The sequence below is a fragment of the Streptomyces sp. NPDC093795 genome (assembly GCF_044764665.1).
Lineage (GTDB): Bacteria > Actinomycetota > Actinomycetes > Streptomycetales > Streptomycetaceae > Streptomyces.
The window spans coordinates 288794-314580 of the sequence record NZ_JBIWIO010000007.1 but is presented as its reverse complement, the minus strand read 5'-3'; the positions used below and the strand labels follow the sequence as shown (position 1 = coordinate 314580).

The window sequence follows — 25787 nt, the reverse complement described above, 5'->3', positions numbered from 1 at the left end:
AGACTGTGACATAAAAGTAGTACTTTTAATTCCCGATGTGATCACCCGGCCGGGCCCGCATAGGCTTGCCACCATGACGACACCGGCCCAGGGGCTTCACTCGCACGTCCTCGCCACCCTGGGTCTCGCGATCACCGCCGGGGAGTACCCACCCGGCACCGTGCTGCGCACCGACGAGGTCGCCCAGCGCTTCGACGTCTCCCGGACCGTGGTCCGCGAGGTCGTCCGCGTCCTGGAGTCCATGCATCTCGTCGAGTCCCGCCGCCGCGTCGGCGTGACCGTCCTCCCCACCCCCAGCTGGAACGTCTACGACCCCCAGGTCATCCGCTGGCGCCTGGCCGGCGCCGACCGCCCCCGCCAGCTCCGCTCGCTCACCGTCCTGCGCTCGGCCGTCGAACCCGTCGCCGCCGGCCTCGCCGCCGAGAACGCCACCCCGGACCAGTGCCGCGAGCTCACCGAACACGCCCTGGGCATGGTCGCCACCTCGCGCGGCCGACGTCTGGAGGAGTACCTCGTCCACGACGTCGCCTTCCACCGGGTCGTGCTCGACGCCTCGGGCAACGAGATGTTCGCCCGCCTCGGTGACGTCGTCGCCGAGGTCCTCACCGGCCGCACCCACCACCACGTGATGTTCGAGGACCCCGACCCGGCGGCCGTCACCCTCCACGTCCAGGTCGCCGAGGCCGTACGGGAGCGGGACGCGGCCCGCGCCGAGGAGCTCACCCGCCAGATCGCGGTCGGAGCCCTCCATGAACTGGACGTCCTGGCTCCGTGAGACGTCGTAAGGCGCCGGTCAGGCACCCGTAAGGCGCGCGTAAAGCTCTGAACTAGCTCAAATATGGGCGTTCAGTGACATGCGCCACAGTCAGGTGGCACCCCTTGCCGTGAGGATGTCCGCTGGCCGTGCCGGGAGACCCCCACGAGGCACGGCCGGGTCCGCACAGCCCCCTCACGAAGGCGAACAACTCCATGAGTGACCGCGTCATCGCGGCCGACCCGCTGTCCGCCCCTCCGGCGAACCCGGCCGCCCCCCACGTCGACGCCGGCGACGCCGGATACCGCAAGGACCTCAAGTCCCGGCACATCAACATGATCGCCATCGGCGGCGCCATCGGCACCGGCCTCTTCCTGGGCGCCGGCGGCCGGATGTCCCAGGCCGGCCCCTCCCTCTTCATCGCCTACGCGGTCTGCGGCGTCTTCGCCTTCTTCGTGGTGCGGGCCCTCGGCGAGCTGGTCCTGTACCGCCCCTCCTCCGGCGCCTTCGTCTCCTACGCCCGTGAGTTCATGGGCGAGAAGGGCGCCTACACGGCCGGCTGGCTGTACTTCCTCAACTGGTCGACCACCGCCGTCGCCGACATCACCGCGGCCGCCACCTACGCCCACTTCTGGGCGATGTTCAGCGACGTCCCGCAGTGGATCCTCGCCCTGATCGCCCTCGCGGTCGTCCTCGCCGCCAACCTCATCTCCGTGAAGTACTTCGGCGAGATGGAGTTCTGGTTCGCGATCGTCAAGGTCGGCGCCCTGGTCGCCTTCATGCTCATCGGCATCTTCCTCATCGTGACCTCGCACGACGTCGGCGGCCACACCCCGGGCCTCGCCAACATCAGCGACAACGGCGGCATCTTCCCCAACGGCATGATGCCGATGCTGCTGCTCATCCAGGGCGTCGTCTTCGCCTACGCCTCCGTCGAGCTGTGCGGCGTCGCCGCCGGCGAGACCGAGAACCCCGAGAAGATCATGCCGAAGGCGATCAACTCGATCATGTGGCGCGTGGGGCTCTTCTACGTCGGCTCCGTCGTCCTGCTCGCGCTGATCCTCCCGTACACCGCGTACTCCGGAGACCAGAGCCCCTTCGTCACCGTCTTCGACAAGCTGGGCGTCCCCGGCGCCGCCGGCGTGATGAACCTGGTCGTCCTCACGGCCGCGCTCTCCAGCCTCAACTCGGGCCTCTACTCCACCGGCCGCATCCTGCGCTCCATGTCGCTCTCCGGCTCCGCGCCGAAGTTCACCGGCGTCATGAACAAGGGCGGCGTCCCCTACGGCGGCATCCTGCTCACCGCCGCCTTCGGCGTCATGGGCGTCGCGCTCAACTACGTGATGCCCGGCGAGGCCTTCGAACTGGTCCTCAACTTCGCCTCCATCGGCATCATCGGCACCTGGGCCATGATCATGGTCTGCTCGCTGCTGTTCTGGCGCAACGCCGAGCAGGGCAAGCTCACCCGCCCCGGCTACAACCTGCCCTGGGCCCCGTACACCCAGATCGTGACCCTCGTCTTCCTCGGCTCCGTCCTCGTCCTCATGTGGATGGACGGCGGCATCAGCCGCACCACCGTCAACTGCCTGCCGCTCATCGCGGCGGCCCTGGTCGGCGGCTGGTTCCTCGTCCGCAAGCGCGTCCGTACGACCGCCGCGGCGAACCGCGACTGACGACCTCCCCCCACGGGATACGGCGAGACCCCCGCAGGCACGGCCTGCGGGGGTCTCGCCTTTTGTCAGGAGATAGTGGTACGCAAGAGCCTTACAAGATCCGGTCGGAGGAAGGGAAGGTCGCGATGCCACAGCACGTCCAGGGGGTCATCGCCCCCGGCAGGAACGAACCGGTACGGGTCGAGACGATCGTCATCCCCGACCCCGGCCCCGGCGAGGCCGTCGTGAAGATCCAGGCCTGCGGCGTCTGCCACACCGACCTCCACTACAAACAGGGCGCCATCAACGACGAGTTCCCCTTCCTCCTCGGCCACGAGGCCGCCGGAATCGTCGAGTCCGTCGGCGAGGGCGTCACCGACGTGACCCCCGGCGACTTCGTGATCCTCAACTGGCGTGCGGTGTGCGGTACCTGCCGCGCCTGCCTGCGCGGCCGCCCCTGGTACTGCTTCGACACCCACAACGCCAAGCAGCGGATGACCCTGCTCGACGGTACGGAACTCTCCCCGGCCCTCGGCATCGGCGCCTTCGCCGAGAAGACCCTCGTCGCCTCCGGCCAGTGCACCAAGGTCGACCCCGCCGTCGCCCCCGAGGTCGCGGGCCTCCTCGGCTGCGGCGTCATGGCCGGCATCGGCGCCGCCCTCAACACCGGGAACGTCGGCCGCGGCGACACCGTCGCCGTCATCGGCTGCGGCGGCGTCGGCGACGCGGCGATCGTCGGCTCCCGCCTCGCCGGAGCCGCGAAGATCATCGCCGTCGACATCGACGACCGGAAGCTGGAGACCGCGAGGAGGATGGGCGCCACCCACACCGTCGACTCCCGCTCCGCCGACCCCGTCGAGGCGATCCGCGAACTCACCGGAGGCTTCGGCGCCGACGTCGTCATCGAGGCCGTCGGCCGCCCCGAGACGTACCGGCAGGCCTTCTACGCCCGCGACCTCGCCGGCACCGTCGTCCTCGTCGGCGTCCCCACCCCCGAGATGAAGCTCGAACTCCCGCTCCTCGACGTCTTCGGCCGCGGCGGCGCCCTCAAGTCCTCCTGGTACGGCGACTGCCTGCCCTCCCGCGACTTCCCCCTGCTCGTCGACCTGCACCAGCAGGGCCGCATCGACCTCGCCGCCTTCGTCACCGAGACCATCGGCCTCGACGACGTCGAGAAGGCCTTCGCCCGCATGCACGAGGGCGACGTCCTCCGCTCGGTGGTGGTGCTGTGATGGCCGCCCGCATCGACCACCTCGTCACCTCCGGCACCTTCAGCCTCGACGGCGGCACCTGGGACGTCGACAACAACGTCTGGATCGTCGGAGACGACACCGAGGCCATCGTCATCGACGCCGCCCACGACGCCCGCGCGATCCTCGCCGCGCTCGACGGCCGGACGCTGCGCGCCATCGTCTGCACCCACGCCCACGACGACCACATCGACGCGGCCCCCGCGCTCGCCGCCGCCACCGGCGCCCGCATCCTGCTCCACCCCGCCGACCAGCCGCTGTGGAAGCGGACCCACCCCGACCACAGCCCGGACGGCGACCTCGCCGACGGCCAGGTCCTCACCATCGCCGGCATCGACCTCACGGTCCTCCACACCCCGGGTCACGCCCCCGGAGCGGTCTCCCTGTACGCCCCCGAGCTCGGCACGGTCTTCACGGGCGACACCCTCTTCCAGGGCGGCCCCGGCGCCACCGGCCGGTCCTTCTCGGACTTCCCGACGATCATCGACTCGATCCGCGGGAAGCTCCTCACCCTGCCCCCGGAGACGGTGGTACGGACCGGGCACGGCGACCCGACGACGATCGGCGCCGAGGCACCGCACCTGGAGGAGTGGATCAACCGAGGGCACTGAGAGCCAGCCGGCTCTCGAAGCGCATCCCGCGGCCCGTGACCGGGTCGGTGAACTCCAGCGTCCGCGCGAGCAGTTGCAGCGGACGCGAGAAGTCCTCCGGCCCGTCCTCACGGACCACCGGATAGATCGGATCGTGCAGGATCGGCAGCCCGAGCGCGTTCATGTGCACCCGCAGCTGATGCGTCCGCCCGGTCTCCGGCACCAGCCGGTACCGGCCGAGCCCGCCCCGCCGCTCCAGGAGCGCGATCCGGCTCTCGCTGTTCGGTTCGCCCGGCACCTCCCGGGCGGCCATCACCCCGCGCTCCTTCTCGATCCGGCTCCGCACGGTCACCGGCAGCCCGACCGCCGGATCGTACGGCGCCACCGCCTCGTACTCCTTGGCGATGAGCCGGTCCCGGAACAGCGTCTGGTACGCCCCCCGGTCCTCCGGCCGTACGACACAGAGCACCAGGCCCGCGGTCAGCCGGTCGAGCCGGTGCGCGGGCTGGAGGTGCGGAAGGCCCAGCTCCCGCCGCAGCCGCGCGAGCGCGGTCTCCGTCACATGCCGCCCCCGGGGCATCGTCGCCAGGAAGTGCGGCTTGTCCGCCACCACGATCCGCTCGTCACGGTGCACCACCCCGATCGGGAAGGGCACCGGCGTCTCGGCGGGAAAGTCCCGGTGGAACCAGAGGTACCGCCCCACGACATACGGCTCGTCCCCGCCGACGGGGCCGTCCGTCCCCACGAAGCGGCCCCCCAGCAGCATCTCCTCGACCCGCCCGGCACCGATGGCGCCCGCGTACCGGTCGAGCAGATGCTCCCGTACGGTTCCCCAGACCCCCTCGGGATCATCCGGCAACCGCACCCGCGCCGGATCGATCCCGTCCCGCTGGGGGAGGGGAGAAGAAGGGGCCTTGGATCTGCGTCGCACCGGGTCCTACCGCCGTAAACAAGAAAGACCCCACATCATGTGGGGTCTTCCGCTGGTGTCCGAGGGGGGACTTGAACCCCCACGCCCGATAAAGGGCACTAGCACCTCAAGCTAGCGCGTCTGCCATTCCGCCACCCGGACAAGGTGTCTGTCTTCCTGGCCGCTGGGCCCTTCCGACGAGGAAAACCATAGCAAACATTCGGGGTGGCCGATCACCACCCCCGGGCTGCCCCCCTTGGGTGGGAAGGGGGGCGCGCGGGAGTATGGGGCGAGCACCGAAGCAATCACGTGGGGCACGTAGTGGGAGGAAGCAGCGTGAGCGAGTCGAACACGGGCCGAAGCGTCACCGCCGAGAGTGAGGTCGTGGACCTCTGCAGCGAGCTCATCCGCATCGACACCAGCAACTACGGCGACCACTCGGGACCGGGGGAGCGCGTGGCGGCCGAGTACATCGCCGAGAAGCTCGCGGAGGTCGGACTCGACCCGAAGATCATCGAGTCGCACCAGGGGCGGGCCTCCACCGTCGCCCGCATCGAGGGGGAGGACCCGTCGCGGCCGGCCCTGCTCATCCACGGCCACACCGACGTCGTCCCGGCCAACGCCGAGGACTGGACCCATCACCCCTTCTCCGGGGAGATCGCCGACGGCTGCGTCTGGGGCCGCGGCGCCGTCGACATGAAGGACATGGACGCGATGACCCTCGCGGTCGTACGGGACCGGCTGCGCAGCGGCCGCAAGCCCCCGCGCGACATCGTCCTCGCCTTCCTCGCCGACGAGGAGGCCGGCGGCACGTACGGCGCCCGGCACCTGGTCGACAAGCACCGGGACCTCTTCGACGGGGTGACCGAGGCCATCGGCGAGGTCGGCGGCTTCTCCTTCACCGTCAACGAGAACCTGCGCCTCTACCTGGTCGAGACGGCCCAGAAGGGCATGCACTGGATGCGGCTCACCGTCGAGGGCACGGCCGGCCACGGCTCGATGACCAACGACGACAACGCCATCACCGAGCTCTGCGAGGCCGTGGGCCGTCTCGGCCGCCACCAGTGGCCGGTGAGGGTCACCAAGACGGTGCGTTCCTTCCTCGACGAGCTCTCGGACGCCCTCGGCACCCCCCTCGACCCCGAGGACATGGACGGCACCCTCGCCAAGCTCGGCGGCATCGCCAAGATGGTGGGCGCCACCCTGCGCAACTCGGCCGCACCGACCATGCTCGGCGCCGGGTACAAGGTGAACGTGATCCCCGGCCAGGCCACCGCGCACGTCGACGGACGCTTCCTGCCCGGGTACGAGCAGGAGTTCCTCGCCGACCTCGACCGCATCCTCGGGCCGAAGGTGAGGCGTGAGGACGTGCACGGCGACAAGGCCCTGGAGACCGACTTCGACGGCGCCCTGGTGGACGCCATGCAGCTGGCGCTGCGCGCCGAGGACCCGATCGCCCGCGCCGTGCCGTACATGCTCTCCGGCGGCACCGACGCCAAGTCCTTCGACGACCTCGGCATCCGCTGCTTCGGCTTCGCGCCGCTCCAGCTGCCGCCGGAGCTCGACTTCGCCGGCATGTTCCACGGTGTCGACGAGCGGGTGCCGGTGGACGGTCTGAAGTTCGGCGCCCGGGTCCTGGACCGCTTCATCGACGCCTGCTGAATTCGGGCACGCGTTTGTATGTAGCCGGAAAGAGTGAATGAACTTGGGGGCTCGTAGCCCCCTCCTGTCCCCCTCGTTACAGGTGTGCGGTCCGCGGCTGGGGCCGCATTTCCAACTAGGAGGAACAATGTTCAAGAAGGTCGCTGCTGCTGCGGCTGCCACTGGCGGTCTCGTTCTCGCGGGTGCGGGCATGGCCGTCGCGGACTCGGGTGCCCAGGGTGCCGCCATCGCTTCCCCCGGCATCATCTCGGGCAACGTCGTCCAGGTTCCGGTTCACGTCCCGGTGAACGTGTGCGGCAACACGGTCAACGTGATCGGCCTGCTGAACCCCGCCTTCGGTAACACCTGCGTCAACGCCTGACGTTGTGCCTCGCCCCATGAGGGTGTGAGCCGGTCCGGCCCCGGAGTGCGTGCCATGCACTCCGGGGCCGGTGGCTATTTCCGCCCCGGACGTTCCGCCCGGTGGCATTTCGAAGCTGAGCAGGCAGGGAACAAGCTATGCGACAGGTCACGCGCAAGGGCCTTATCACCGTTGCGGCCGCCGGAGGCGTTTTCGCCGCGGTCGGCGGCGGCGGTTATGCGCACGCCGATTCCGGTGCGAACGGTACGGCCACGAATTCGCCGGGCATCGCGTCCGGAAACTCCGTCCAGGCCCCGGTCCATGTACCGGTGAACGTCTGCGGCAACACCGTCAGCGTCGTCGGACTGCTGAATCCGGCGTTCGGCAACACGTGTGCCAACACCTCGAAGCCGGCCAAGCCCGGCAAGCCGGGCGGCGGTGCCTCCGCCGACGGGCACACGAGCAACTCCCCGGGAGTGGGCTCCGGGAACAACGTCCAGGCGCCCGTCCACGTCCCGGTGAACGTGTGCGGCAACAGCGTCTCGGTCGTCGGTCTGCTGAACCCGACGATGGGCAACGACTGCGGCAACGGCATCGAGCCGACGCACCCGGGGGAGCCCGGGAACCCGGGGAACCCCGGCAATCCGGGGAACCCGGGTAACCCTGGTAACCCTGGTAACCCGGGCAACCCTGGGAATCCGGGTAACCCCGGTAACCCGGGCAATCCTGGCAACCCCGGCACCCCGGGCAACCCCGGGACCCCTGGTGACCCCGGCACCCCCGGTAACCCGGGCACCCCCGGCCTCCCCGGGGACGACGGCGGCTCGAACACTCCGAGTGAGCACGGCCTCACCCCGCCCCGCGCCGTCGAGGAGCTCGCCGAGACCGGTTCCGGTCCGCTCGGCGTGGTCGTCCCCGTCGGTGCCGGTCTGCTGCTCGCCGGCTCGCTGATCTACCGCCGCGCCCGCAGCGCCGCCTGAGCCCGCCGCGTCGCGCACCACGCACAGGGGCCCCGCACACCGCGGGGCCCCTTCTCGTTGTCCTGTTTCCCTGCTACCAGGTCGCCCGGACCTGGCGGATGATCCGCCGCTTCAGCCGCACCCTGCGGCTCCCGTCCCGGTGCAGGGTCAGACGGTCCAACTCCCAGTGTCCGTACTCGGCATGGTCGGTAAGCAGCCGCGTCGCCTCCTTGCGGGAGACACCGCGCGGCACGTACACGTCGACAAATTCGTATTCCGGCATCGCATCTATTGTGCGGGCACAGGCCCGGTACGGATAGCGTCTGTCCCATGTCTGATGCTGCGCAGCCCACCGCTGCCGAGGTACGTGCCGCCGCCGAGGCGGTCAAAGCCGCACTGGACCTCCACCTCGCGGCGGTCGAACGCCGCACGGGGGACGACGACACGGCCGTCTACGAAGCCTTCAACGCCCTCGCCACGGCGGCCGAGACGTACGACGAGATCCTCTACGACCGCTACGACGAGGTCACTCCCTTCGAGATCCCCGGAGCGGACGGCGCCCTGCCGCCGTACGCCGGACCTGACGAACCACACGCCCTCAGCATCCTGATCCGCCGCGACTACGCCGTGGCGGAGCCGCAACGACTGCTCGCCCAGGCCCGCCGCATCGCGGAGATCGACGGCGACCCGGACGCCCCCGGGCCTGCCGCGCGGGCCGGGGTCTCGCCGCTCGCCGCGCTCGGTGTGCTCTTCGGCGAGTACGAACCGGACGAGATCGCCTCCCGGCACAAGGAGTTCGGTCTGGAGGAGGGCGACTCCACGCTCTGGGTCACGGCGGCCGAAGAACTCCCGGAACCGGGGGAGTGGCTCAACGCCCCCTTCGAGCACGCCGATCCGGAGCGGATCATCTGCCGCTTCGACGTCAGCGCCGTCTTCGACGAGGAAGAGGACGAGGACGAGGACGAGGACATCGAGGATGCCGGAGGAGAGGCCGGCGGCCCCGGCTCCTGAGAGACAGCAGAGACGGCAGAGACAGCAGACGGCGGAGGGCCGGGGCACCGCGATCGGTGCCCCGGCCCTCCGCCGTACCGCCCGGCTGCTCCTACTCCTCGGGCGTGGCCAGCAGCGCCTCCAGGAGCGGCCGCAGCCGGGTCGTACGCTCCGGAGCCACCCCCTCGGCCACCGCGCGGGGCAGCGCCTGGTCCACACCGTGCACGACCGACAGATGGCGCTCCGCCCGGCCGAAGGCCGTGTACACCCACGGCCTGCTCAGGCCCCCGGCGGCGTCCCCCGGCAGCACCGCGACCACCGCGGGCCAGCGCGTCCCGGCCGCCTGGTGCGCGGTCAGCGCCCAGCCGTGCCGCAGGGCCGACTCCACCCGATCCTTCGGTACGAGGAGCTCCCCGTCCCCGCAGCGCAGCCGCAGCCCCTCGGCGTCGGCCGCAAGCACCGTGCCCGTCACCGTCCGCCCCGGCACCTGCGCGTACGCCACGCGGTCGCCGATGTCGTAGCCGCCGAAGCGGCCGGGGCCCGGGTTGAGCCGCTGCTTGAGGGCCGCGTTCAGCGCGCGCGTACCGGCCGAGCCGCCGTGGCCGACCGTCACGACCTGCGTCTGCTCGGGCGGCACCCCGATCGCCCGCGGCACCGAGTCGGCCACCAGCTGGACCGTACGGTGCACCGCCTCGCCCGCGTCCCGCACCGGGACGATCACGATCTCCTTGCCGGGTGCCTCCACCTGGTTCAGCTCCCCGGCGCCGATGCCCGAGACCAGCTCGCCGAGCGGCCCCGGGTCGGGCAGCCGCGAGGCGATCCGCGGACACACCCGGGCCGCGAGCACATCGGCGAAGACCTGGCCCGCCCCCGGCGCGCCGAGCACCCCCGGGTCGCCGCTCAGCACAAGCCGGCAGCCGTCGGGCAGCGACTCCACGAGCATCGCGGCGGTCTCCACGTCCAGTTGCGGCGCGTCGAGCACCACGAGGAGGTCCAGAGCGAGGGCGCCCTCCTCGTCGCGGCCGGGACCGGCCGCCCCGGACAGCAGGGCGGCGACCGTCACCGCGTCCGCCCCCGCGGTGCCGAGCGCGCGCCGGCCGTCGTCCGTGTGGACGGCGACCAGGGTGCGCAGGCCGCGCTCACGGGCCGCCGCGGCGAGTGCCACCGGCTCGGCGCGGGACGCCTCGCCGCCCGTGTGCAGGACGAGGCCGTGCGCACCGGCGGCACGCTGCAGCTCGGAGCCCTCCCACTGCGTGGGCGTCACGGTCCTGGCCAGCCGGGCGAGCGCGTCCGCGAGGCTCTCCTCGGCCATCGCGTACCGGTCGAGACCGAGCAGCACGGGCGAGGCGGGCGCCTCGGCGACGGCCTCCGTCGGCTCCTCGTCGCCCTCGGGCTCCTCCTCCGCCGTCTCCTCCTCCTGGAAGACGAGGACCGCGCCCGCGGCGACGGCCTCCTCGACCGCGGAGTCCGGATCGGGCACCGCGTGTCCCGTGAGTCCGGCGCGCACGGCCTGGATCTCCTGCGCCGTGTGTCCCTGGAGCGCGGCCCGCTCCAGGAGCCACACCGTCAGGGCGACCGTCCGGCGCGGGTCGTCGGGACCGCACGCGGGGCCGAGCAGCGCCCGTGCGAAGCCGTCGGCCTGCTCCGGGCGCACCCCGGGCACCGCGAGCAGCTGCCACGGGTCGTCGAGGAGGGCCGGGGCCGCGCCCTCGCCGAGCGTGGTGGCGACCTGCCCGGCCAGCGTCTCGGGGGCGCCGCCCTTGGCGAGCACCTCCCGCACGGCGGCCGTGGTGCCGGGCGCGGGCGCGGATGCCCGCTCCGGCGCGGGGGGCCGGACGGTCACGGCCGGGGCCGCCTCGGGCGCGGGGCGCCGGGGCGCGGGCTCGGGGGCCTCGTGGAACGCGCCGCCCGAGGCCGCGCCGCCCTCCACGGCCCGGACGGCCGCGAGCAGGTCGGCGGCCGTGCCGCTCAGCTTGGCGCCACTCGCCAGGGGCCCGTCCTTCTCGGCCTTCCGCGCCTCGATCCTGGCCCGCAGCTCCCGCTGCGCGGCGATCTCGGCCTGAGCGTCACTCAACTCGGCCGCGGCGGCGGCGTCGGCGGCGGGCTCCTGAGCCGCGCCGGCCGCCTCCGGGGCCTCCGCGGCGTCGGGGACGTCGTTCCCCTCGGCGGCGGGCGTATCGGCCCCTTCCGCACCCGGCGTATCGGTCTCCTCCGCACCGGGTGCGTCGGCTCCCTCGGACGCGTCGGGCTCCTGAGCCGTCCCCGGCTCCTCCGTCTCGGCGGCGTCCCCCCGTACGTCCTCCTGGACGTCCTCGGTGGGCTCCACGTCCTCGGGTGCCTCGGGCGCGGTCTCCCCGGAAGGCTCGGTCACAAGGTGCTCCAGTCGTGATCCGGATAGCGGTGCACGGGCGCCGACACATCGTCCAGCGCCCGACAGATCTCGTCAGGAAGACTAAGGGTCTCCACCGACAACGCGGCCGTGAGCTGCCGCGCCGTGCGCGCGCCGACGATCGGCGCGGTCACCCCCGGCCGGTCCCGGACCCACGCGAGCGCCACGTGCAGCGGGGTCGTGGCGAGGCCCTCGGCCGCCGTCGCCACCGCGTCCACGATCCGGCGCGCCGCCTCGTCCAGGTACGGCTCCACGAACAGTGCCATCGTCTCCGAGGCGCCCCGCGAGTCCGTGGGGGTCCCGCCGCGGTACTTGCCCGTCAGGACCCCGCGTCCAAGGGGCGAGGAGGGCAGCAGGCCTATCCCGAGGTCCTGCGCGGCCGGCAGCACCTCGCGCTCCACGCCCCGCTGGAGCAGCGAGTACTCCAGCTGCGCCCCCGCGAGCCGCGTCCGGTCCCCGGCGAGCTGCCAGGTGCCGGCCTTGGCGAGCTGCCAGCCGCAGAAGTTCGCCACGCCCGCGTACCGGGCCCGCCCGCTGCGTACCGCGATGTCCAGCGCCTGGAGGGATTCCTCCAGGGGCGTGTGCGGGTCGAAGGCGTGCAGCTGCCACAGGTCGACGTAGTCGGTGCCGAGGCGGGCGAGGGAGGCGTCGAGCGCGGCGAGCAGATGCCCGCGCGAGCCGTCCGTCCGCCGGTCGGGGTCCGGCACGCTGCCGGCCTTCGTCGACAGGACGAGGTCCTGCCGGGACACGAGCCGCTCCATGAGCCGCCCGAGCAGATACTCCGCCTCGCCCCCGCCGTACACGTCGGCGGTGTCCACGAGCGTGCCGCCCGCGTCCCAGAACGTCTTCAGCTGCGCGGCGGCGTCGTGCTCGTCGGTGTCCCGGCCCCAGGTGAGGGTGCCGAGTCCGATGCGCGACACACGCAGGCCCGTACGTCCGAGATGCCTCTGCTCCATGGGCGCGAGATTACTGGCCACGGCACCACGCGGAGAGAGCCTGTGGACAACCACGCCCTGACGGATGCCCCGGCCGCGCGCTAGAGTCCGGCCCACAAGGACGTTACCGATGGGTAAGGGGTGCGTGGACATGCGGCTCGGCATCAACCTCGGCTACTGGGGCGCCGGTATGGACGGCGACAACCTCGCCGTCGCCCAGGAGGCGGACCGCCTCGGCTACGACGTCTGCTGGGCCGCCGAGGCCTACGGCTCCGACGCCCCCACCGTCCTCGCCTGGGTCGCGGCGAAGACCGAACACATCGACGTCGGCTCCGCGATCATGCAGATCCCCGCCCGGCAGCCGGCCATGACGGCGATGACCGCCGCCACCCTCGACTCGCTCAGCGGCGGCCGCTTCCGCCTCGGCCTCGGCGTCTCCGGACCCCAGGTCTCCGAGGGCTGGTACGGCGTGAAGTTCGACAAGCCGCTCGCCCGCACCCGCGAGTACGTCGACATCGTCCGCAAGGCCATGTCCCGCGAGCGCCTCACCCACGACGGCGAGCACTGGACCCTGCCGCTCCCCGACGGCCCCGGCAAGCCCCTCAAGCTCACCGTCCACCCGCAGCGCGAGCACATCCCGCTGTACATCGCCGCCATCGGCCCCAAGAACCTGGAGCAGACCGGCGAGATCGCCGACGGCGCCCTGCTGATCTTCCCCTCCGCCGCCCACCTGGAGGAGACCGCGCTCCGGCCGCTGCGCGCCGGCCGCGAGAAGGCCGGCCTGACGATGGACGGCTTCGACGTCTGTCCCACCGTGCCGCTCGCCCTCGGCGACGACGTCGAGGCCCTCGCGGACGTGTTCCGCCCGTACACCGCGCTCTACGTCGGCGGCATGGGCAGCCGCAAGCAGAACTTCTACAACCAGCTCGCGCGGCGCATGGGCTACGAGAAGGAGGCCGCCGAGATCCAGGACAAGTACCTGGCCGGCGACAAGACGGGCGCCGCGGCCGCCGTACCGCACAGCCTCATCGACCAGACCGCGCTGCTCGGCTCCGTCGAGCGGATCGCCGAGCGGATGACGGCCTACGCCGAGGCCGGGGTCACCACCCTCACCCTCGCCCCGGCCGGCTTCACCCTGGACGAGCGGGTGGCGGCCCTGCGGGCGGGCGTGGAGGCCATGGAGCGTGCGGGCCTCGCGTAACACCGGGGGAAAGTCTGCGGCCGTGGTGGGGGCTCGGGGGTCTTCCCCGCCACGGCCGTCATCCAGCACAACGGCTCCACCGGGCCCCCGGTTACGGCCCGGGGCTCACTCTTTCGGCCGAGTCGTACGGCCCTCCTGTTGCCCGCCGACGCCGACCGCATTTGACTCGTGGTCCCGGGGGCGTACGAAGTGCGGACACGCGCACGGAGGTGGCGGCGATGCTCACGGCCAAGGGTCTGTTCCAGGAAATCATCGACAACGACGAGTCGTTCCGGCTCTTCTGCTCCATCGCGGCCAGCGGTGAGACCCAGGGAGGCTGGGAGAACGCCCGGATCGCGGCCCTCGTCGCGCCCGGCATGAGGGACCTCACGCCCAAGATCACCCGGCACGGCGCCGACGAGGACAAGCACGGCCGGATCTTCGACGCGTTGATGAGGAAGCGCGGCCTCGCACCCGTCCCCGTACCGTCCGACACCGACTACACGATGCTGCTCGAACAGCGCGGCATCGGCCTCGCGCACGACAAGCTCCGCCGCGAGGAACCGCTGACCGAGCAGGACATCGTCGTCTACCTCGCCCACAGCCGGGTCACCGAGCAACGGGCCGCCGACCAGATGGACATGCTCGTCACGTACTTCGGGAACCACCCCGAACTCGGCAAGGCCATCCACATGATCGACAACGACGAGGCGAACCACCTCGCCTACTGCCACGAGGAACTGCTGCGCCTCGCCCGCGAGGGCCACGGCAGGCTCATCCAGCGGACCCTGCGCGACTCCGCCCTCGTCGAGATCCAGGTCTACCGTGACGTCAGCCTCGCGGTGATGCGCCACATGGGGCGGATCCTGCGCTGGCCCCGGCCCAAGGCCGCCGCCCTCGCCGCCGGCATCCGCGGCATGTACGCGTACGAGCGCGCCGCCGGGTGGCACCGGATGGTCGACCTGCGGATGCCCGAGCGGCTCGACGCCCTCGGCGGGCCCGCGACCCCCGCCCCCGCCTTCTGAGGGGCGGCGCGGGCGGCGCCTCACATCCAGCCGCGCCGCTTGAACATCCGGTACAGCATGAAGACGATGCCCGACATCACGACGATCACCACCGGGTACGAGGCCACCCAGCGCAGCTCCGGCATGTGGTCGAAGTTCATGCCGTAGATCCCGGCCACCATCGTGGGGACCGCCGCCATCGCCGCCCACGCCGAGATCTTCCGCATGTCGTCGTTCTGCCGCACCCCCATCTGCGCGAGATGGGCCGACAACACGTCGGACAGGAGCCGGTCGAGCCCCTCCACCTGCTCGTTGGAGCGCAGCAGATGGTCGTTGACGTCCCGGAAGAACGGCTGCGCGCGCTCGTGCACGAACGGCACCGAACCGGCTGTCAGCCGGGCCAGCGGACCCGCGAGCGGACCGCTGGCCCGCCGGAACTCCAGCACCTGCCGCTTCGCCGTGTAGATCCGCTCCGCCGTGTTCGCCGGATTGCCCCCGGTGGGCGCGAAGACGTCCGCCTCCAACTCCTCCAGGTCGACCTGGAGCTCACCCGCCACATCGAGGTAGTGGTCCACGATCGCGTCGCTCACCGCGTACAGCACCGACGTCGGCCCGTGCTTCAGCAGCTCCGGGTCCGCTTCCAGCCGGCGGCGCACCTCGGCGAGCGGCGCGCCCTCGCCGTGCCGAACCGTCACCACGAACGAGTCGCCCACGAACAGCATCAGCTCGCCCGAGGACACCCGGTCGCTCTCCGGCTCGTACACGATCGGCTTGAGCACCGCGAACAACGAGTCGTCGTAGACCTCCAGCTTGGGCCGCTGGTGCGCCTTCAGGGCGTCCTCCACGGCCAGCGGGTGCAGCGCGAACTCGGAGGTGACGTGGTCGAACTCCGCCTCCGTCGGCTCGTGCAGCCCCACCCATAGAAAGGCGTCCCCGGCGGCCCGCGCCTCGTCGAGCGCGTCGGAGAGGTCCGCGGGGCCGTCCGTACGGCGCCCGTCACGGTAGATGGCAGAGTCGACAATCACGCGCCGCATTCTCCCCCCGAACGGCTCCGCCATGCACGCGGGGATCCGCCCGGATCCTCTCGCCGCCGGATTCGGCGGGGCACCGCCTAGGCTGGCCGGCATGGCCACGCTGATCCTCGTCCGGCACGGACGCTCCACCGCCAACACCTCCGGGGTCCTCGCCGGACGCACGCCCGGGATCTCCCTCGACGAGCGGGGGGCCGCGCAGGCCGCCGCGCTCCCCGGGCGCCTCGCGGACCTCCCGCTCGCCGCCGTCGTCTCCAGCCCCCTCCAGCGCTGCCGGGAGACCGTACGGCCCCTCCTCGGCGCCCGCCCGGACCTGCCGCTGCACGTCGAGGACCGGATCAACGAGTGCGACTACGGCGACTGGTCGGGCCGCAAACTGGCCGAACTGGGCGACGAACCCCTCATGGAGGTCGTGCAGGCGCACGCCTCGGCCGCCGCCTTCCCCGGCGGTGAGTCCATGCGCGCCATGCAGGCCCGCGCCGTCGACGCCGTCCACGACTGGAACGCCCGGATCGAGGCCGAGTACGGCGAGGACGCCTGCTACGTCATGTGCTCGCACGGCGACATCGTCAAGTCGATCGTGGCCGACGCCCTCGGCCTGCACCTCGACCTCTTCCAGCGCCTCCACGTCGACCCCTGCTCGGTCACCGTCATCCGCTACACGCGCCTGCGCCCCTTCCTCCTGCGCCTCGGCGACACCGGGGACTTCGCCGGTCTCGCGCCCCGCGACCACCCCGACAGCAGCGGGACGGCCGCGGTCGGGGGCGGTGCGGGCGCACCGTGATCGCTTCGCGCAGTAGGGTGGACGCGCCGTTGTAGTACGACTGTCGAGACGCAAGGGAGCCGGGAAACGTGTCCCGTCAGGTGTTCCTCTACGACCCACCGGAGCGTTTCGTGGCCGGTACGGTCGGGCTGCCTGGCCGCCGTACGTTCTTCCTCCAGGCGTCCGCCGGCGGCCGGGTCACCAGCGTCGCCCTGGAGAAGACACAGGTCGCCGCCCTCGCCGAACGCATGGACGAACTCCTCGACGAGGTCGTGCGCCGCACCGGGGGCAACGCGCCCGTCCCCGCCGTCGCCCCCGCCGAGGTCGCCGACACCGCCCCCCTCGACGTACCCGTCGAGGAGGAGTTCCGCGTCGGCACCATGGCGCTCGCCTGGGACGGCGAGGAACAGCGCATGATCGTCGAGGCGCAGGCGCTCGTCGAGCTCGACGTGGAGTCCGAGGAGGACCTGGCCGAGGCCGAGGAGCGACTCCTCCAGGACGAGGAGAACGGCCCGCCGATGCTCCGGGTCCGCCTCAGCGGCGCCCAGGCACGCGCCTTCGCCAAACGGGCCCTGGACGTCGTCAACGCCGGCCGGCCGCCGTGCCCGCTGTGCAGCCTGCCGCTCGACCCCGAGGGGCACGTCTGCCCGCGCCAGAACGGATACCGTCGCGGAGCATGACCAGCAGCCCCTCGACGCCGCCGGACGCCGAGCTGCTCGCCCACGGTGAGCTGACCGTCCGCGGCCAGGTCCGCGAGGCCTCCAACGCCGTCCTGTACTGCTCCGTCGCCCACGGCGGACGGGAGGCGGCCTGCGTCTACAAGCCGGTCGCGGGGGAGCGGCCGCTGTGGGACTTCCCCGACGGCACCCTCGCCCAGCGCGAGGTCGCCGCGTACGAGATCTCCGAGGCCACCGGCTGGGGCCTCGTCCCGCCGACGGTGCTCCGCGACGGCCCGTACGGCGAAGGCATGGTCCAGCTGTGGATCGAGGCCGACCCGGAGGCGCGTCTGCTCGCCCTCACCGAGGACGAGGAGGCGGGCGCGGGCTGGAAGGCCGTGGGGCCCGCCCAGCTCGACGAGGAACGCACCGCGCTCCTCGTCCACGCCGACACCCCCGCGCTGCGACGGCTCGCGGTCCTGGACGCCGTCATCAACAACGGCGACCGCAAGGGCGGCCACCTGTTGCCGGCACCCGACGGACGCCTCTACGGCATCGACCACGGGGTCAGCTTCCACGTCGACGACAAGCTGCGCACCCTGCTGTGGGGCTGGGCGGGCGAAGAGCTGCCCGCCGAGACGGCCGGGGTGCTCGACGCCCTCGACCGCTCCCTGGCGCCGGGAGCGCCCCTCGCCGCCCGTCTGGCCCAACTGCTCACCGCCGCGGAGGTCGCGGCGGTACGCGCCCGCGTGGAGGCCCTGAGGGCCAGCGGACGGCACCCGGTGCCTTCGGGGGAGTGGCCCGCGATCCCCTGGCCCCCGGTCTGAGCGAATGGCCCCGGTCCGAGCGAGCCGAAAGGTTTCGGCCAAGGCGGAGGCGAGGGGCCCCGAGTGTGTCTGCACCCCTGGGGGGTATGCACGTACCCCCTTCGACCCGCAAGAGCGCCTAATCGGTCAAGATCCCGGATCCGGTTCGTATCCGGAACACCTGTCCGGTTACGCTCGGGTCATGCATGCCTGGCCCGCTTCTGAGGTCCCCGCCCTTCCCGGCAAGGGCCGCGACCTCCGGATCCACGACACCGCGACCGGCGGACGAGTCACCCTCGCCCCCGGCCCCGTCGCCCGTATCTACGTCTGCGGCATCACGCCGTACGACGCGACCCATATGGGTCACGCGGCGACCTACAACGCGTTCGACCTCGTTCAGCGCGTGTGGCTCGACACCAAGCGGCAGGTGCACTACGTCCAGAACGTCACGGACGTGGACGACCCGCTCCTTGAGCGCGCGATCCGCGACGGCATCGACTGGGTAGGCCTCGCCGAGCGCGAGACCGCCCTCTTCCGCGAGGACATGACCGCCCTGCGGATGCTGCCCCCGCAGCACTACATCGGCGCCGTCGAAGCCATACCCGGCATCGTCCCGCTCGTCGAGCGCCTCCGGGACTCCGGCGCCGCCTACGAGCTCGAGGGCGACGTCTACTTCTCCGTCGACGCCGACCCGCACTTCGGGCAGGTCTCGAACTACAGCACCGAGCTGATGCGCCACCTCTCCGCCGAACGCGGCGGCGACCCGGAGCGCCCCGGCAAGAAGAACCCGCTCGACCCCATGCTCTGGATGGCCGCCCGCGAGGGCGAGCCGAGCTGGGACGGCGCGAGCCTCGGCGCCGGCCGGCCCGGCTGGCACATCGAGTGCGTCGCCATCGCCCTCGACCACCTCGGCATGGGCTTCGACGTGCAGGGCGGCGGCTCCGACCTGATCTTCCCGCACCACGAGATGGGCGCCTCCCACGCCCAGACCCTCACCGGCGAGTTCCCCATGGCCAAGGCGTACGTCCACGCCGGCATGGTCGCCCTCGACGGCGAGAAGATGTCCAAGTCCCGGGGCAACCTGGTCTTCGTCTCCAAGCTCCGCCGGGACGGCGTCGACCCCGCCGCCATCCGGCTCGCGCTCCTCTCCCACCGCTACCGCGACGACTGGGAGTGGACCGACCAGGTCCTCCAGGACGCCGTCGAGCGCCTCGGCCGCTGGCGCGCCGCCGTGTCCCGCCCCGACGGCCCGTCCGCCGACGCGCTCGTCGAGGAGCTCCGCGAGGCCCTCTCCGACGACCTCGACACCCCCACCGCGCTCGCCGCGGTCGACCGCTGGGCCGCGCTCCAGACGGCCGACGGCGGCACCGACGACTCCGCCCCCGGTCTCGTCTCCCGCGCCGTCGACGCCCTCCTCGGCGTCGCCCTCTAGCACGCACGAGAAACGGGAGGGGCGGCCGCGCCACCCCTCCCGTATCTCTTTCCTCTTACTCCTCGGTGTCGCCGGCCGTGCCCTCGGCGGGCGGCTCGGGCTCCGCGCCCGGCTCGGACTCCGTACCGGCCTCCGGGGTCTTGCCCGGTCCCGGCTCGGGAGTCGGCTGGTCGGTGCCCGGTACCGCCTCCGGGCCCGGCTGCTCCGGCTTCGGGGGCCTCGTACGGCCGCTCCCGGCGTCCCGCAGGAACGGCGAGTCGCCGCCCTCCGTCGCCACGCCAGGTCCCGGCCCGCTGCCCGGCTCACGGCGCCGCAGATACCGCTCGAACTCGCGGGCGATCGCCTCGCCCGAGGCCTCCGGCAGCTCCGCCGTGTCCCGGGCCTCCTCCAGCGTCTGCACGTACTCGGCGACCTCGCTGTCCTCGGCGGCCAGCTGGTCCACGCCCACCTGCCAGGCCCGCGCGTCCTCGGGCAGCTCGCCCAGCGGGATGCGCAGACCGATCAGGTCCTCAAGGCGGTTGAGGAGCGCGAGCGTCGCCTTCGGGTTCGGCGGCTGCGACACGTAGTGCGGCACCGCCGCCCACAGGCTCACCGCCGGCACGCCCGCGTGGGTGCACGCCTCCTGGAGGATGCCCACGATGCCCGTCGGGCCCTCGTACCGGGTCTCCTCCAGGTCCATCGTGCGCGCCAGGTCCGGGTCCGAGGTCACCCCGCTGACGGGGACGGGCCGGGTGTGCGGGGTGTCCCCGAGCAGCGCGCCCAGGATCACGACCATCTCCACGCCCAACTCGTGGGCGAAGGCGAGCAGCTCGTTGCAGAAGGAGCGCCAGCGCATCGAGGGCTCGATCCCGCGCACCAGCACCAGGTCGCGGGGCTTGTCGCCGCCGACCCTGACCACGGAGAGCCGGGTCGTCGGCCAGGTGATCTTCCGTACGCCGTTCTCCAGGAAGACCGTCGGCCGGTTGACCTGGAAGTCGTAGTAGTCCTCGGCGTCGAGTGCCGCGAAGACCTCGCCCTTCCATTCCCGGTCCAGGTGGGCGACCGCGGTGGAGGCGGCGTCGCCGGCGTCGTTCCAGCCCTCGAACGCGGCCACCATGACCGGGTCGATCAGCTCGGGTACCCCCTCGAGCTCGATCACCCAGCGCCTCCTTTTCGAAGTTCCTGTCGTACGGACCAACCTTAAGGCTTCTCGGAGGTCCGCCCGCAGCCCCCGGACATCCCCGAGAACCCGTGCGGCCTTGATCGACTACCCAGGAACGCACCTCTGCACACGACAAGCGCGAGGGGCGGTTCCTCCCCGAGGAACCGCCCCTGTGCCCGCGGGAGTTACTTCCCCAGCATCGCGTCGACGCCGGCGCGGACCTCGTCCGTCGCCAGACCCCGGATGGTCAGCGTCGTACGGCGGCGCAGCACGTCGTCCGCCGTCTCGGCCCACTCGTGGTCACGGGCGTAGGCGACCTGCGCCCAGATCTCCGGCGCCTCCGGGTGGATACGGCGGGCCAGGTCCGGGTTCTCGTTCGCCATGCGCGCGATGTCGAAGGAGAGCGAGCCGTAGTGCGTCGCCAGGTGCCTGGCGGTGTCGGCGGCCATCCGGGGGCCGGGCGCCGGGCCGTCCACGAGCAGCCGGTGCGCGACCGCGTTCGGGTTGGCGATGCCGGGCAGCGGCAGCCGCTTCGGCAGCGTCGACACCGACTCGTAGTCCTCGCCCAGCGGGTGGCCCGGAAGCTGCTCCAGCTTCCTCATCACCGTACGGCCGATGTGGCGGAAGGTCGTCCACTTGCCGCCGGCCACCGACAGCATGCCGCCGCGGCCCTCGGTGACGACCGTCTCGCGCTTGGCCTTGGAGGTGTCCCCGGGACCGCCCGGGAGCACCCGCAGACCGGCGAACGAGTAGGTGATCAGGTCGCGCGACAGCTGCTGGTCGCGGATGGAGAAGGCGGCCTCGTCCAGGATCTGGGCGGTGTCCTTCTCGGTGACCTCGACCTGGCCGGGGTCGCCCTCGTACTCCTCGTCGGTGGTACCGAGCAGCAGCATGTCCTCCCAGGGGAGGGCGAAGGTGATGCGGTACTTGTCGATGGGGGTGGCCAGGGCGGCCTTCCACGGCGAGGTCCGCTTGAGGACCAGGTGCGCGCCCTTGGAGAGGCGGATGGAGGGGGCCGCGTTCGGGTCCTCCATCTTCCGCAGGTGGTCGACCCACGGGCCGGTCGCGTTGAGCACGAGGCGGGCGCTGACGCCGAACTCGTCGCCGCTGGTGCGGTCCTTGAGCTCGGCGCCGGTCACCCGGCCCCGGGTGAAGCGAAGGCCGGTGACCTCGGCGTGGTTGAGGACGGTGGCACCGGCGTCGACCGCCGCGCGGACCGTCATCAGGGCCATGCGGGCGTCGTTCATCTGGTCGTCGCCGTACACGGCCACGGCCTTGAGGTTGTCCGTACGCAGCTCCGGCACGTCCTGCGCGGCCTTGGCGGGGGAGAGCAGGTGCCCGACGCCGTCACCGAACGCCGAGAGGGCGCTGTACGCGAAGACGCCGGCGCCGAGCTTGGCCGCGCCGTGCGGGCCGCCCTTGTACACGGGCAGGTAGAAGGTGAGGGGGTTTGCGAGGTGCGGTGCCACCTGACGGGAGACCGCACGCCGCTCGAAGTGGTTCTCCGCCACCAGCTTCACCGCGCCGGTCTGCAGGTACCGCAGACCGCCGTGGAGCAGCTTCGAGGAGGCGGAGGAGGTGGCGCCGGCGAAGTCGCCGGCGTCCACCAGGGCCACCCGCAGGCCCGACTGTGCGGCGTGCCAGGCGGTGGAGATGCCCAGGATGCCGCCGCCGATCACCAGGAGGTCGTACGTCGCCTTGGAAAGCCGGTCCCGGGTCTCGGCGCGGCTCGGGAGGGAGCCGGACGCCGGGCGCGTCCCAAGGGCGGGGACGCTCTGCAGGGTGGTCATGTCTTACTCCTCGGATGCGTCATCGAGCCAGCCCATGGAACGTTCCACGGCCTTGAGCCAGCTCTTGTACTCGCTGTCACGCCTGCCGGCGTCCATGCGAGGGGTCCATTCCGCGGCGCGGCGCCAGTTGGCGCGCAGCGCGTCGGTGTCCGGCCAGAAGCCGACGGCGAGGCCGGCGGCGTAGGCGGCGCCGAGGCAGGTGGTCTCGGCGACCATCGGACGCACGACGGGCGCGTCCAGGAAGTCCGAGAGGGTCTGCATCAGCAGGTTGTTGGAGGTCATGCCGCCGTCGACCTTGAGCGCGGTCAGCTCGACGCCGGAGTCCTTCGTCATGGCGTCGGTGATCTCGCGGGTCTGCCAGGCGGTGGCCTCCAGGACGGCGCGGGCGATGTGCGCCTTCGTCACGTACCGGGTGAGGCCGGCGATCACGCCACGGGCGTCGGAGCGCCAGTAGGGGGCGAAGAGGCCGGAGAAGGCCGGCACGAAGTAGGCGCCGCCGTTGTCCTCGACCGAGGACGCGAGGGTCTCGATCTCGGCGGCGGACTTGATGAGGCCCATCTGGTCGCGCATCCACTGCACCAGCGAACCGGTGACGGCGATCGAGCCCTCCAGGGCGTAGACCGGCTTCGCGTCGCCGATCTGGTAGCCGACCGTGGTCAGCAGGCCGCTGTAGGAGTTGATGATCTTGTCGCCGGTGTTCATCAGCATGAAGGTGCCGGTGCCGTACGTCGACTTCGCCTCGCCCTCGGCGAAGCAGGTCTGGCCGAAGAGGGCCGCCTGCTGGTCACCGAGCGCCGAGGCGACCGGGACACCGGCGAGGGCGCCGTCCTTGACGTGGCCGTAGACCTCGGCGGAGGACCGGATCTCGGGGAGGACGTTGAGGGGGACCCCCATCGACTCCGCGATCTTCTCGTCCCAGGCCAGGGTGTGCAGGTTCATCAGCATGGTGCGCGAGGCGTTGGTGACGTCGGTGACGTGCACGCCGCCGTCGGCGCCGCCCGTGAGGTTCCAGATGACCCACGAGTCCATGGTGCCGAAGAGGATGTCGCCGGCCTCGGCGCGCTCCCGCAGGCCCTCGACGTTGTCGAGCATCCAGCGGATCTTCGGGCCGGCGAAGTAGCTCGCGAGGGGCAGGCCGGTCTCGCGGCGGAAGCGGTCCTGGCCGACGTTGCGGCCGAGCTCCTTGCAGAGCGCGTCGGTGCGGGTGTCCTGCCAGACGAGGGCGTTGTGGACGGGCTCACCGGTGTTCTTGTCCCAGAGCAGCGTGGTCTCGCGCTGGTTGGTGATGCCGATGGCCTTGACGTCGGTGGCGGCGATGCCGCCCTTCGTCAGGGCGCCGGCGACGACCTCCTGGACGTTGGTCCAGATCTCTGCGGCGTCGTGCTCGACCCAGCCCGGCTTCGGGAAGATCTGCTCGTGTTCCTTCTGGTCGACCGAGACGATCCGGCCGTCCTTGTCGAAGACGATGCAGCGGGAGGAGGTGGTGCCCTGGTCGATGGCCGCGATGAAGGGGCCGGAGGTGTGTGCGTCGGTCACGGTGTGCTCCTGGGTGAGTCTGGGAGAAGGACGGCTACGGCTCAGGCGAACGCGATGGAGTAGATACCCGCGGCGACGGCGCCACCGACCAGCGGTCCGACGACCGGGATCCAGGCGTAGCTCCAGTCGGAGCCGCCCTTGTTCGGCAGCGGCAGCAGGGCGTGCACGATGCGCGGGCCGAGGTCACGGGCCGGGTTGATCGCGTAGCCGGTCGGGCCGCCGAGCGAGAGGCCGATGGAGACCACGACGAACGCGGTGATCAGGGCGCCTATGACGCCGAGGCCCTTGCCGCTGTCGTTGAGGCCCTGGGTGAGCACGGCCAGGACGAGCACGACGGTGCCGATGATCTCGGTGGCCAGGTTCTGCCAGGTGTTCCGGATCTCGGGGCCGGTGGAGAAGATGCCGAGCACGGGGCCGGGGCCCTCGATCGGCTTCTTCGCGGCGGCCTCCGGGTCGGTGAGGTGCGCCTGGAACTGGCCGTAGTAGGCCACCCAGACCAGTGCGGCACCGATCATCGCGCCGAGCAGCTGGCCCGCGATGTAGACGGGGACGTCGCCCCACGCGCCGTCCTTGATCGCGATTCCGACCGTGACGGCGGGGTTCAGATGGGCGCCCGAGAGGGAAGCCGTCATGTAGACGGCCGTCATGACGGCGAAGCCCCACCCGAAGGTGATCGCGAGCCAGCCCGCGTTGCGGGCCTTGGAGCCCTTGAGCGTGACGGCGGCGCACACACCGCCGCCGAGCAGAATCAGAACGGCGGTACCGATGGTCTCGCCGAGGAAGATGTCGGAGCTGGACACCCGCGACTCCTTTGTCCTTCGTCCGGGGGAACGGCGGACCCCGGGTCCCTCCGGAAGTCCGCACCCTCGTGTGAGGGCTGTTTCCGGCCCTTGGCACTGCCACACTCTAGCGCGTATTGCCGTTAGGTGTTCGGCAATGCCGACCGGTGAACGGAAGTTTTGCCCCCGGGTTAACAGCGCGTCAAGGCCTCGGGAAGTGAAAAACCCGCCGATAACGCGATCGTTACCGGCGGGTTCAGTCAGGTCGGGGGCGCGGGGGCCCCAGGGTCAGAAGCGCCCGGCCCCCAGATCCCGGGAGACCGCGCGGGCGCAGTCCCGTACCGCCGCGACGAGTTCGGGACGCAGCTCCCCGGCCGGGCACAGCCGCTCCACCGCGCCCGTCACCGCCACCGCGCCCACCGGCATCCGCCGCCGGTCGTGGATCGGCGCCGCCACCGAGGCCACGCCCTCCCAGGTCTCCTCCACGTCCGCGGCCCAGCCCCGGGCCCGCGTCATGTCGAGCAGCGACTCGAAGTCGGCGAGGCCCGTGGTCGTCCGGGGTGTGAACGCCTCCCGCTCGGCCTCCACCACCTCGCTGTGCGCCACCGGGTCGTACGCCGAGAGGACCTTGCCCAGACCCGTGGAGTGCAGCGGCTGCATGGCCCCCACCTCCAGGACCTGGCGGCTGTCGTCCGGCCGGAAGACGTGGTGGACGATCAGCACGCCCTGCTGGTGCAACACCCCCAGGTGCACGCTCTCGCCGCTGGACCGCGCGAGGTCGTCCGTCCAGACCAGGGCCCGGGCCCGCAGCTCGTGCACGTCCAGATAGCTGTTGCCGAGCCGCAGGAGTTCCGCGCCGAGCTGGTAGCGGCCCGAGGCCGCGTCCTGCTCCACGAAGCCCTCCGCCTGGAGGGTGCGGAGGATGCCGTGGGCGGTGCCCTTGGCGAGCCCGAGCGAGGACGCGATGTCCGACAGGCCGAGCCGGCGCTCGCCGCCCGCGAGCAGTCGCAGCATGGCCGCCGCCCGTTCAAGCGACTGGATGTTCTTCGCCATCGCCCGGCCTTCTCCCATCTAACGTTGTTCGACAATGCTGAACACTATCGGTCGATGCCGACCTCATGTGACACATGACAGTGTCGGACAAGAACGGCCCGGAGCGGGAGTCCCCGCACACAGGATGCCGTCCGGCCCGTGGGACGCCTTGTCCACCCCGGGCCGAGCGCGGTTACGCTGGCCCC

General features: G+C 71.8%; 24 protein-coding genes and 1 tRNA gene. 14 read left to right on the top strand and 11 right to left on the bottom strand.

The window, feature by feature from the left end:
• Positions 1–73: 73 nt before the first annotated feature.
• From ACIRB7_RS21075 to ACIRB7_RS21060, 4 genes are all read left to right on the top strand, one after another.
• On the top strand, positions 74–775 hold the full coding sequence (locus ACIRB7_RS21075) for a FadR/GntR family transcriptional regulator (protein WP_403600651.1): 702 nt from the start codon (positions 74–76) through the stop codon (positions 773–775).
• A 194-nt stretch (positions 776–969) separates the two neighbouring features.
• Positions 970–2427 carry an amino acid permease gene (locus ACIRB7_RS21070; protein ID WP_403600649.1) on the top strand — a complete coding sequence of 486 codons (1458 nt, stop codon included), beginning with the start codon at positions 970–972 and terminating at the stop codon, positions 2425–2427.
• Positions 2428–2552: 125 nt separating this feature from the next.
• Positions 2553–3638, top strand: a complete 1086-nt coding sequence (locus tag ACIRB7_RS21065) for an S-(hydroxymethyl)mycothiol dehydrogenase (protein ID WP_403600646.1) — start codon at positions 2553–2555, stop codon at positions 3636–3638.
• Complete coding sequence (locus tag ACIRB7_RS21060; RefSeq protein ID WP_403600643.1) at positions 3638–4267, top strand: MBL fold metallo-hydrolase; 630 nt, start codon at positions 3638–3640, stop codon at positions 4265–4267. Before ACIRB7_RS21065 ends, ACIRB7_RS21060 begins: the two co-directional genes overlap by 1 nt.
• Here ACIRB7_RS21060 and ACIRB7_RS21055 read toward each other — a convergent pair.
• Together ACIRB7_RS21055 and ACIRB7_RS21050 are read right to left on the bottom strand one after the other, a co-directional pair.
• Positions 4251–5177 carry an RluA family pseudouridine synthase gene (locus ACIRB7_RS21055; protein WP_403600640.1) on the bottom strand — a complete coding sequence of 309 codons (927 nt, stop codon included), beginning with the start codon at positions 5175–5177 and terminating at the stop codon, positions 4251–4253. The genes ACIRB7_RS21060 and ACIRB7_RS21055 overlap by 17 nt on opposite strands.
• A gap of 53 nt (positions 5178–5230) precedes the next feature.
• Positions 5231–5318: transfer RNA gene (locus ACIRB7_RS21050), tRNA-Leu, on the bottom strand.
• Positions 5319–5492: 174 nt separating this feature from the next.
• On the opposite strand from ACIRB7_RS21050, the gene ACIRB7_RS21045 reads away from it, so the two are divergent.
• From ACIRB7_RS21045 to ACIRB7_RS21035, 3 genes are all read left to right on the top strand, one after another.
• Complete coding sequence (locus ACIRB7_RS21045) at positions 5493–6818, top strand: M20/M25/M40 family metallo-hydrolase (protein WP_403600637.1); 1326 nt, start codon at positions 5493–5495, stop codon at positions 6816–6818.
• 127 nt (positions 6819–6945) lie between these two features.
• On the top strand, positions 6946–7179 hold the full coding sequence (gene chpH, locus ACIRB7_RS21040) for a chaplin ChpH (protein WP_403600634.1): 234 nt from the start codon (positions 6946–6948) through the stop codon (positions 7177–7179).
• A 137-nt stretch (positions 7180–7316) separates the two neighbouring features.
• Positions 7317–8138, top strand: a complete 822-nt coding sequence (locus ACIRB7_RS21035; protein ID WP_403600631.1) for a chaplin — start codon at positions 7317–7319, stop codon at positions 8136–8138.
• Between the two features lie 73 nt (positions 8139–8211).
• On the opposite strand, the gene ACIRB7_RS21030 is transcribed toward ACIRB7_RS21035, so the two are convergent.
• A complete protein-coding gene (locus ACIRB7_RS21030; RefSeq protein ID WP_073915128.1) occupies positions 8212–8400 on the bottom strand; it encodes a DUF5703 family protein in 189 nt (62 codons plus the stop codon).
• 47 nt (positions 8401–8447) lie between these two features.
• Here ACIRB7_RS21030 and ACIRB7_RS21025 point away from each other — a divergent pair, with 47 nt between their 5' ends.
• Positions 8448–9128, top strand: coding sequence for a hypothetical protein (locus tag ACIRB7_RS21025; RefSeq protein ID WP_403600628.1), 681 nt, complete (start codon positions 8448–8450; stop codon positions 9126–9128).
• A 91-nt stretch (positions 9129–9219) separates the two neighbouring features.
• Here ACIRB7_RS21025 and ACIRB7_RS21020 read toward each other — a convergent pair whose 3' ends face one another.
• On the bottom strand, positions 9220–11478 hold the full coding sequence (locus ACIRB7_RS21020) for a helix-hairpin-helix domain-containing protein (protein WP_403600625.1): 2259 nt from the start codon (positions 11476–11478) through the stop codon (positions 9220–9222).
• On the bottom strand, positions 11475–12452 hold the full coding sequence (locus tag ACIRB7_RS21015; RefSeq protein ID WP_403600622.1) for an aldo/keto reductase: 978 nt from the start codon (positions 12450–12452) through the stop codon (positions 11475–11477). The genes ACIRB7_RS21020 and ACIRB7_RS21015 overlap by 4 nt, the downstream gene beginning before the upstream one ends.
• A gap of 130 nt (positions 12453–12582) precedes the next feature.
• Between ACIRB7_RS21015 and ACIRB7_RS21010 the strand changes: the two genes are divergently transcribed.
• Both ACIRB7_RS21010 and ACIRB7_RS21005 read left to right on the top strand, forming a co-directional pair.
• A complete protein-coding gene (locus ACIRB7_RS21010; RefSeq protein WP_403601045.1) occupies positions 12583–13632 on the top strand; it encodes an LLM class F420-dependent oxidoreductase in 1050 nt (349 codons plus the stop codon).
• 218 nt (positions 13633–13850) lie between these two features.
• Entirely contained in the window at positions 13851–14636 is a 786-nt protein-coding gene (locus ACIRB7_RS21005) for a ferritin-like domain-containing protein (protein WP_403600619.1), read from the top strand.
• A 20-nt stretch (positions 14637–14656) separates the two neighbouring features.
• On the opposite strand, the gene ACIRB7_RS21000 is transcribed toward ACIRB7_RS21005, so the two are convergent.
• Positions 14657–15649, bottom strand: a complete 993-nt coding sequence (locus tag ACIRB7_RS21000) for a magnesium and cobalt transport protein CorA (RefSeq protein WP_403600616.1) — start codon at positions 15647–15649, stop codon at positions 14657–14659.
• Positions 15650–15740: 91 nt separating this feature from the next.
• Here ACIRB7_RS21000 and ACIRB7_RS20995 point away from each other — a divergent pair, with 91 nt between their 5' ends.
• From ACIRB7_RS20995 to mshC, 4 genes are all read left to right on the top strand, one after another.
• The gene (locus tag ACIRB7_RS20995) at positions 15741–16430 is read left to right on the top strand and encodes a histidine phosphatase family protein (protein ID WP_403600613.1); all 690 of its coding nucleotides are present in this window, start codon (positions 15741–15743) and stop codon (positions 16428–16430) included.
• Between the two features lie 68 nt (positions 16431–16498).
• A complete protein-coding gene (locus tag ACIRB7_RS20990) occupies positions 16499–17089 on the top strand; it encodes a DUF3090 domain-containing protein (RefSeq protein WP_351217621.1) in 591 nt (196 codons plus the stop codon).
• The gene (locus ACIRB7_RS20985) at positions 17053–17892 is read left to right on the top strand and encodes an SCO1664 family protein (RefSeq protein WP_403601043.1); all 840 of its coding nucleotides are present in this window, start codon (positions 17053–17055) and stop codon (positions 17890–17892) included. The genes ACIRB7_RS20990 and ACIRB7_RS20985 overlap by 37 nt, the downstream gene beginning before the upstream one ends.
• A 181-nt stretch (positions 17893–18073) precedes the next feature.
• On the top strand, positions 18074–19303 hold the full coding sequence (gene mshC, locus ACIRB7_RS20980; protein ID WP_403600610.1) for a cysteine--1-D-myo-inosityl 2-amino-2-deoxy-alpha-D-glucopyranoside ligase: 1230 nt from the start codon (positions 18074–18076) through the stop codon (positions 19301–19303).
• A gap of 55 nt (positions 19304–19358) precedes the next feature.
• Here mshC and ACIRB7_RS20975 read toward each other — a convergent pair whose 3' ends face one another.
• The 5 genes from ACIRB7_RS20975 to ACIRB7_RS20955 all read right to left on the bottom strand — a co-directional run bounded on the left by ACIRB7_RS20975 (position 19359) and on the right by ACIRB7_RS20955 (position 25620).
• Entirely contained in the window at positions 19359–20441 is a 1083-nt protein-coding gene (locus ACIRB7_RS20975; protein ID WP_403600608.1) for a PAC2 family protein, read from the bottom strand.
• Positions 20442–20629: 188 nt separating this feature from the next.
• Positions 20630–22234 (bottom strand): FAD-dependent oxidoreductase, encoded by a 1605-nt coding sequence (locus ACIRB7_RS20970; RefSeq protein WP_403600605.1) that lies wholly within the window; start codon positions 22232–22234, stop codon positions 20630–20632.
• A gap of 3 nt (positions 22235–22237) precedes the next feature.
• Positions 22238–23770 (bottom strand): glycerol kinase GlpK, encoded by a 1533-nt coding sequence (gene glpK / locus ACIRB7_RS20965; protein ID WP_403600602.1) that lies wholly within the window; start codon positions 23768–23770, stop codon positions 22238–22240.
• 41 nt (positions 23771–23811) lie between these two features.
• Complete coding sequence (locus ACIRB7_RS20960; protein WP_403600600.1) at positions 23812–24570, bottom strand: MIP/aquaporin family protein; 759 nt, start codon at positions 24568–24570, stop codon at positions 23812–23814.
• Positions 24571–24837: 267 nt separating this feature from the next.
• Positions 24838–25620 carry an IclR family transcriptional regulator gene (locus ACIRB7_RS20955; RefSeq protein WP_403600597.1) on the bottom strand — a complete coding sequence of 261 codons (783 nt, stop codon included), beginning with the start codon at positions 25618–25620 and terminating at the stop codon, positions 24838–24840.
• Positions 25621–25787 lie beyond the last annotated feature (167 nt).

Excerpts from the sequence above, each read along its gene's own strand:
- ACIRB7_RS21010 (WP_403601045.1), top strand. The coding sequence starts at position 12,583 with ATGCGGCTCGGCATCAACCTCGGCTACTGGGGCGCCGGTATGGACGGC.
- ACIRB7_RS21070 (WP_403600649.1), top strand. The coding sequence starts at position 970 with ATGAGTGACCGCGTCATCGCGGCCGACCCGCTGTCCGCCCCTCCGGCG.
- ACIRB7_RS21000 (WP_403600616.1), bottom strand. The coding sequence starts at position 15,649 with ATGCGGCGCGTGATTGTCGACTCTGCCATCTACCGTGACGGGCGCCGT.
- ACIRB7_RS20995 (WP_403600613.1), top strand. The coding sequence starts at position 15,741 with ATGGCCACGCTGATCCTCGTCCGGCACGGACGCTCCACCGCCAACACC.
- ACIRB7_RS21075 (WP_403600651.1), top strand. The coding sequence starts at position 74 with ATGACGACACCGGCCCAGGGGCTTCACTCGCACGTCCTCGCCACCCTG.
- mshC (WP_403600610.1), top strand. The coding sequence starts at position 18,074 with ATGCATGCCTGGCCCGCTTCTGAGGTCCCCGCCCTTCCCGGCAAGGGC.
- ACIRB7_RS21065 (WP_403600646.1), top strand. The coding sequence starts at position 2,553 with ATGCCACAGCACGTCCAGGGGGTCATCGCCCCCGGCAGGAACGAACCG.
- ACIRB7_RS21015 (WP_403600622.1), bottom strand. The coding sequence starts at position 12,452 with ATGGAGCAGAGGCATCTCGGACGTACGGGCCTGCGTGTGTCGCGCATC.
- ACIRB7_RS21030 (WP_073915128.1), bottom strand. The coding sequence starts at position 8,400 with ATGCCGGAATACGAATTTGTCGACGTGTACGTGCCGCGCGGTGTCTCC.
- ACIRB7_RS21025 (WP_403600628.1), top strand. The coding sequence starts at position 8,448 with ATGTCTGATGCTGCGCAGCCCACCGCTGCCGAGGTACGTGCCGCCGCC.
- ACIRB7_RS21035 (WP_403600631.1), top strand. The coding sequence starts at position 7,317 with ATGCGACAGGTCACGCGCAAGGGCCTTATCACCGTTGCGGCCGCCGGA.
- ACIRB7_RS20970 (WP_403600605.1), bottom strand. The coding sequence starts at position 22,234 with ATGACCACCCTGCAGAGCGTCCCCGCCCTTGGGACGCGCCCGGCGTCC.
- ACIRB7_RS21005 (WP_403600619.1), top strand. The coding sequence starts at position 13,851 with ATGCTCACGGCCAAGGGTCTGTTCCAGGAAATCATCGACAACGACGAG.
- ACIRB7_RS20955 (WP_403600597.1), bottom strand. The coding sequence starts at position 25,620 with ATGGGAGAAGGCCGGGCGATGGCGAAGAACATCCAGTCGCTTGAACGG.
- chpH (WP_403600634.1), top strand. The coding sequence starts at position 6,946 with ATGTTCAAGAAGGTCGCTGCTGCTGCGGCTGCCACTGGCGGTCTCGTT.
- ACIRB7_RS21060 (WP_403600643.1), top strand. The coding sequence starts at position 3,638 with ATGGCCGCCCGCATCGACCACCTCGTCACCTCCGGCACCTTCAGCCTC.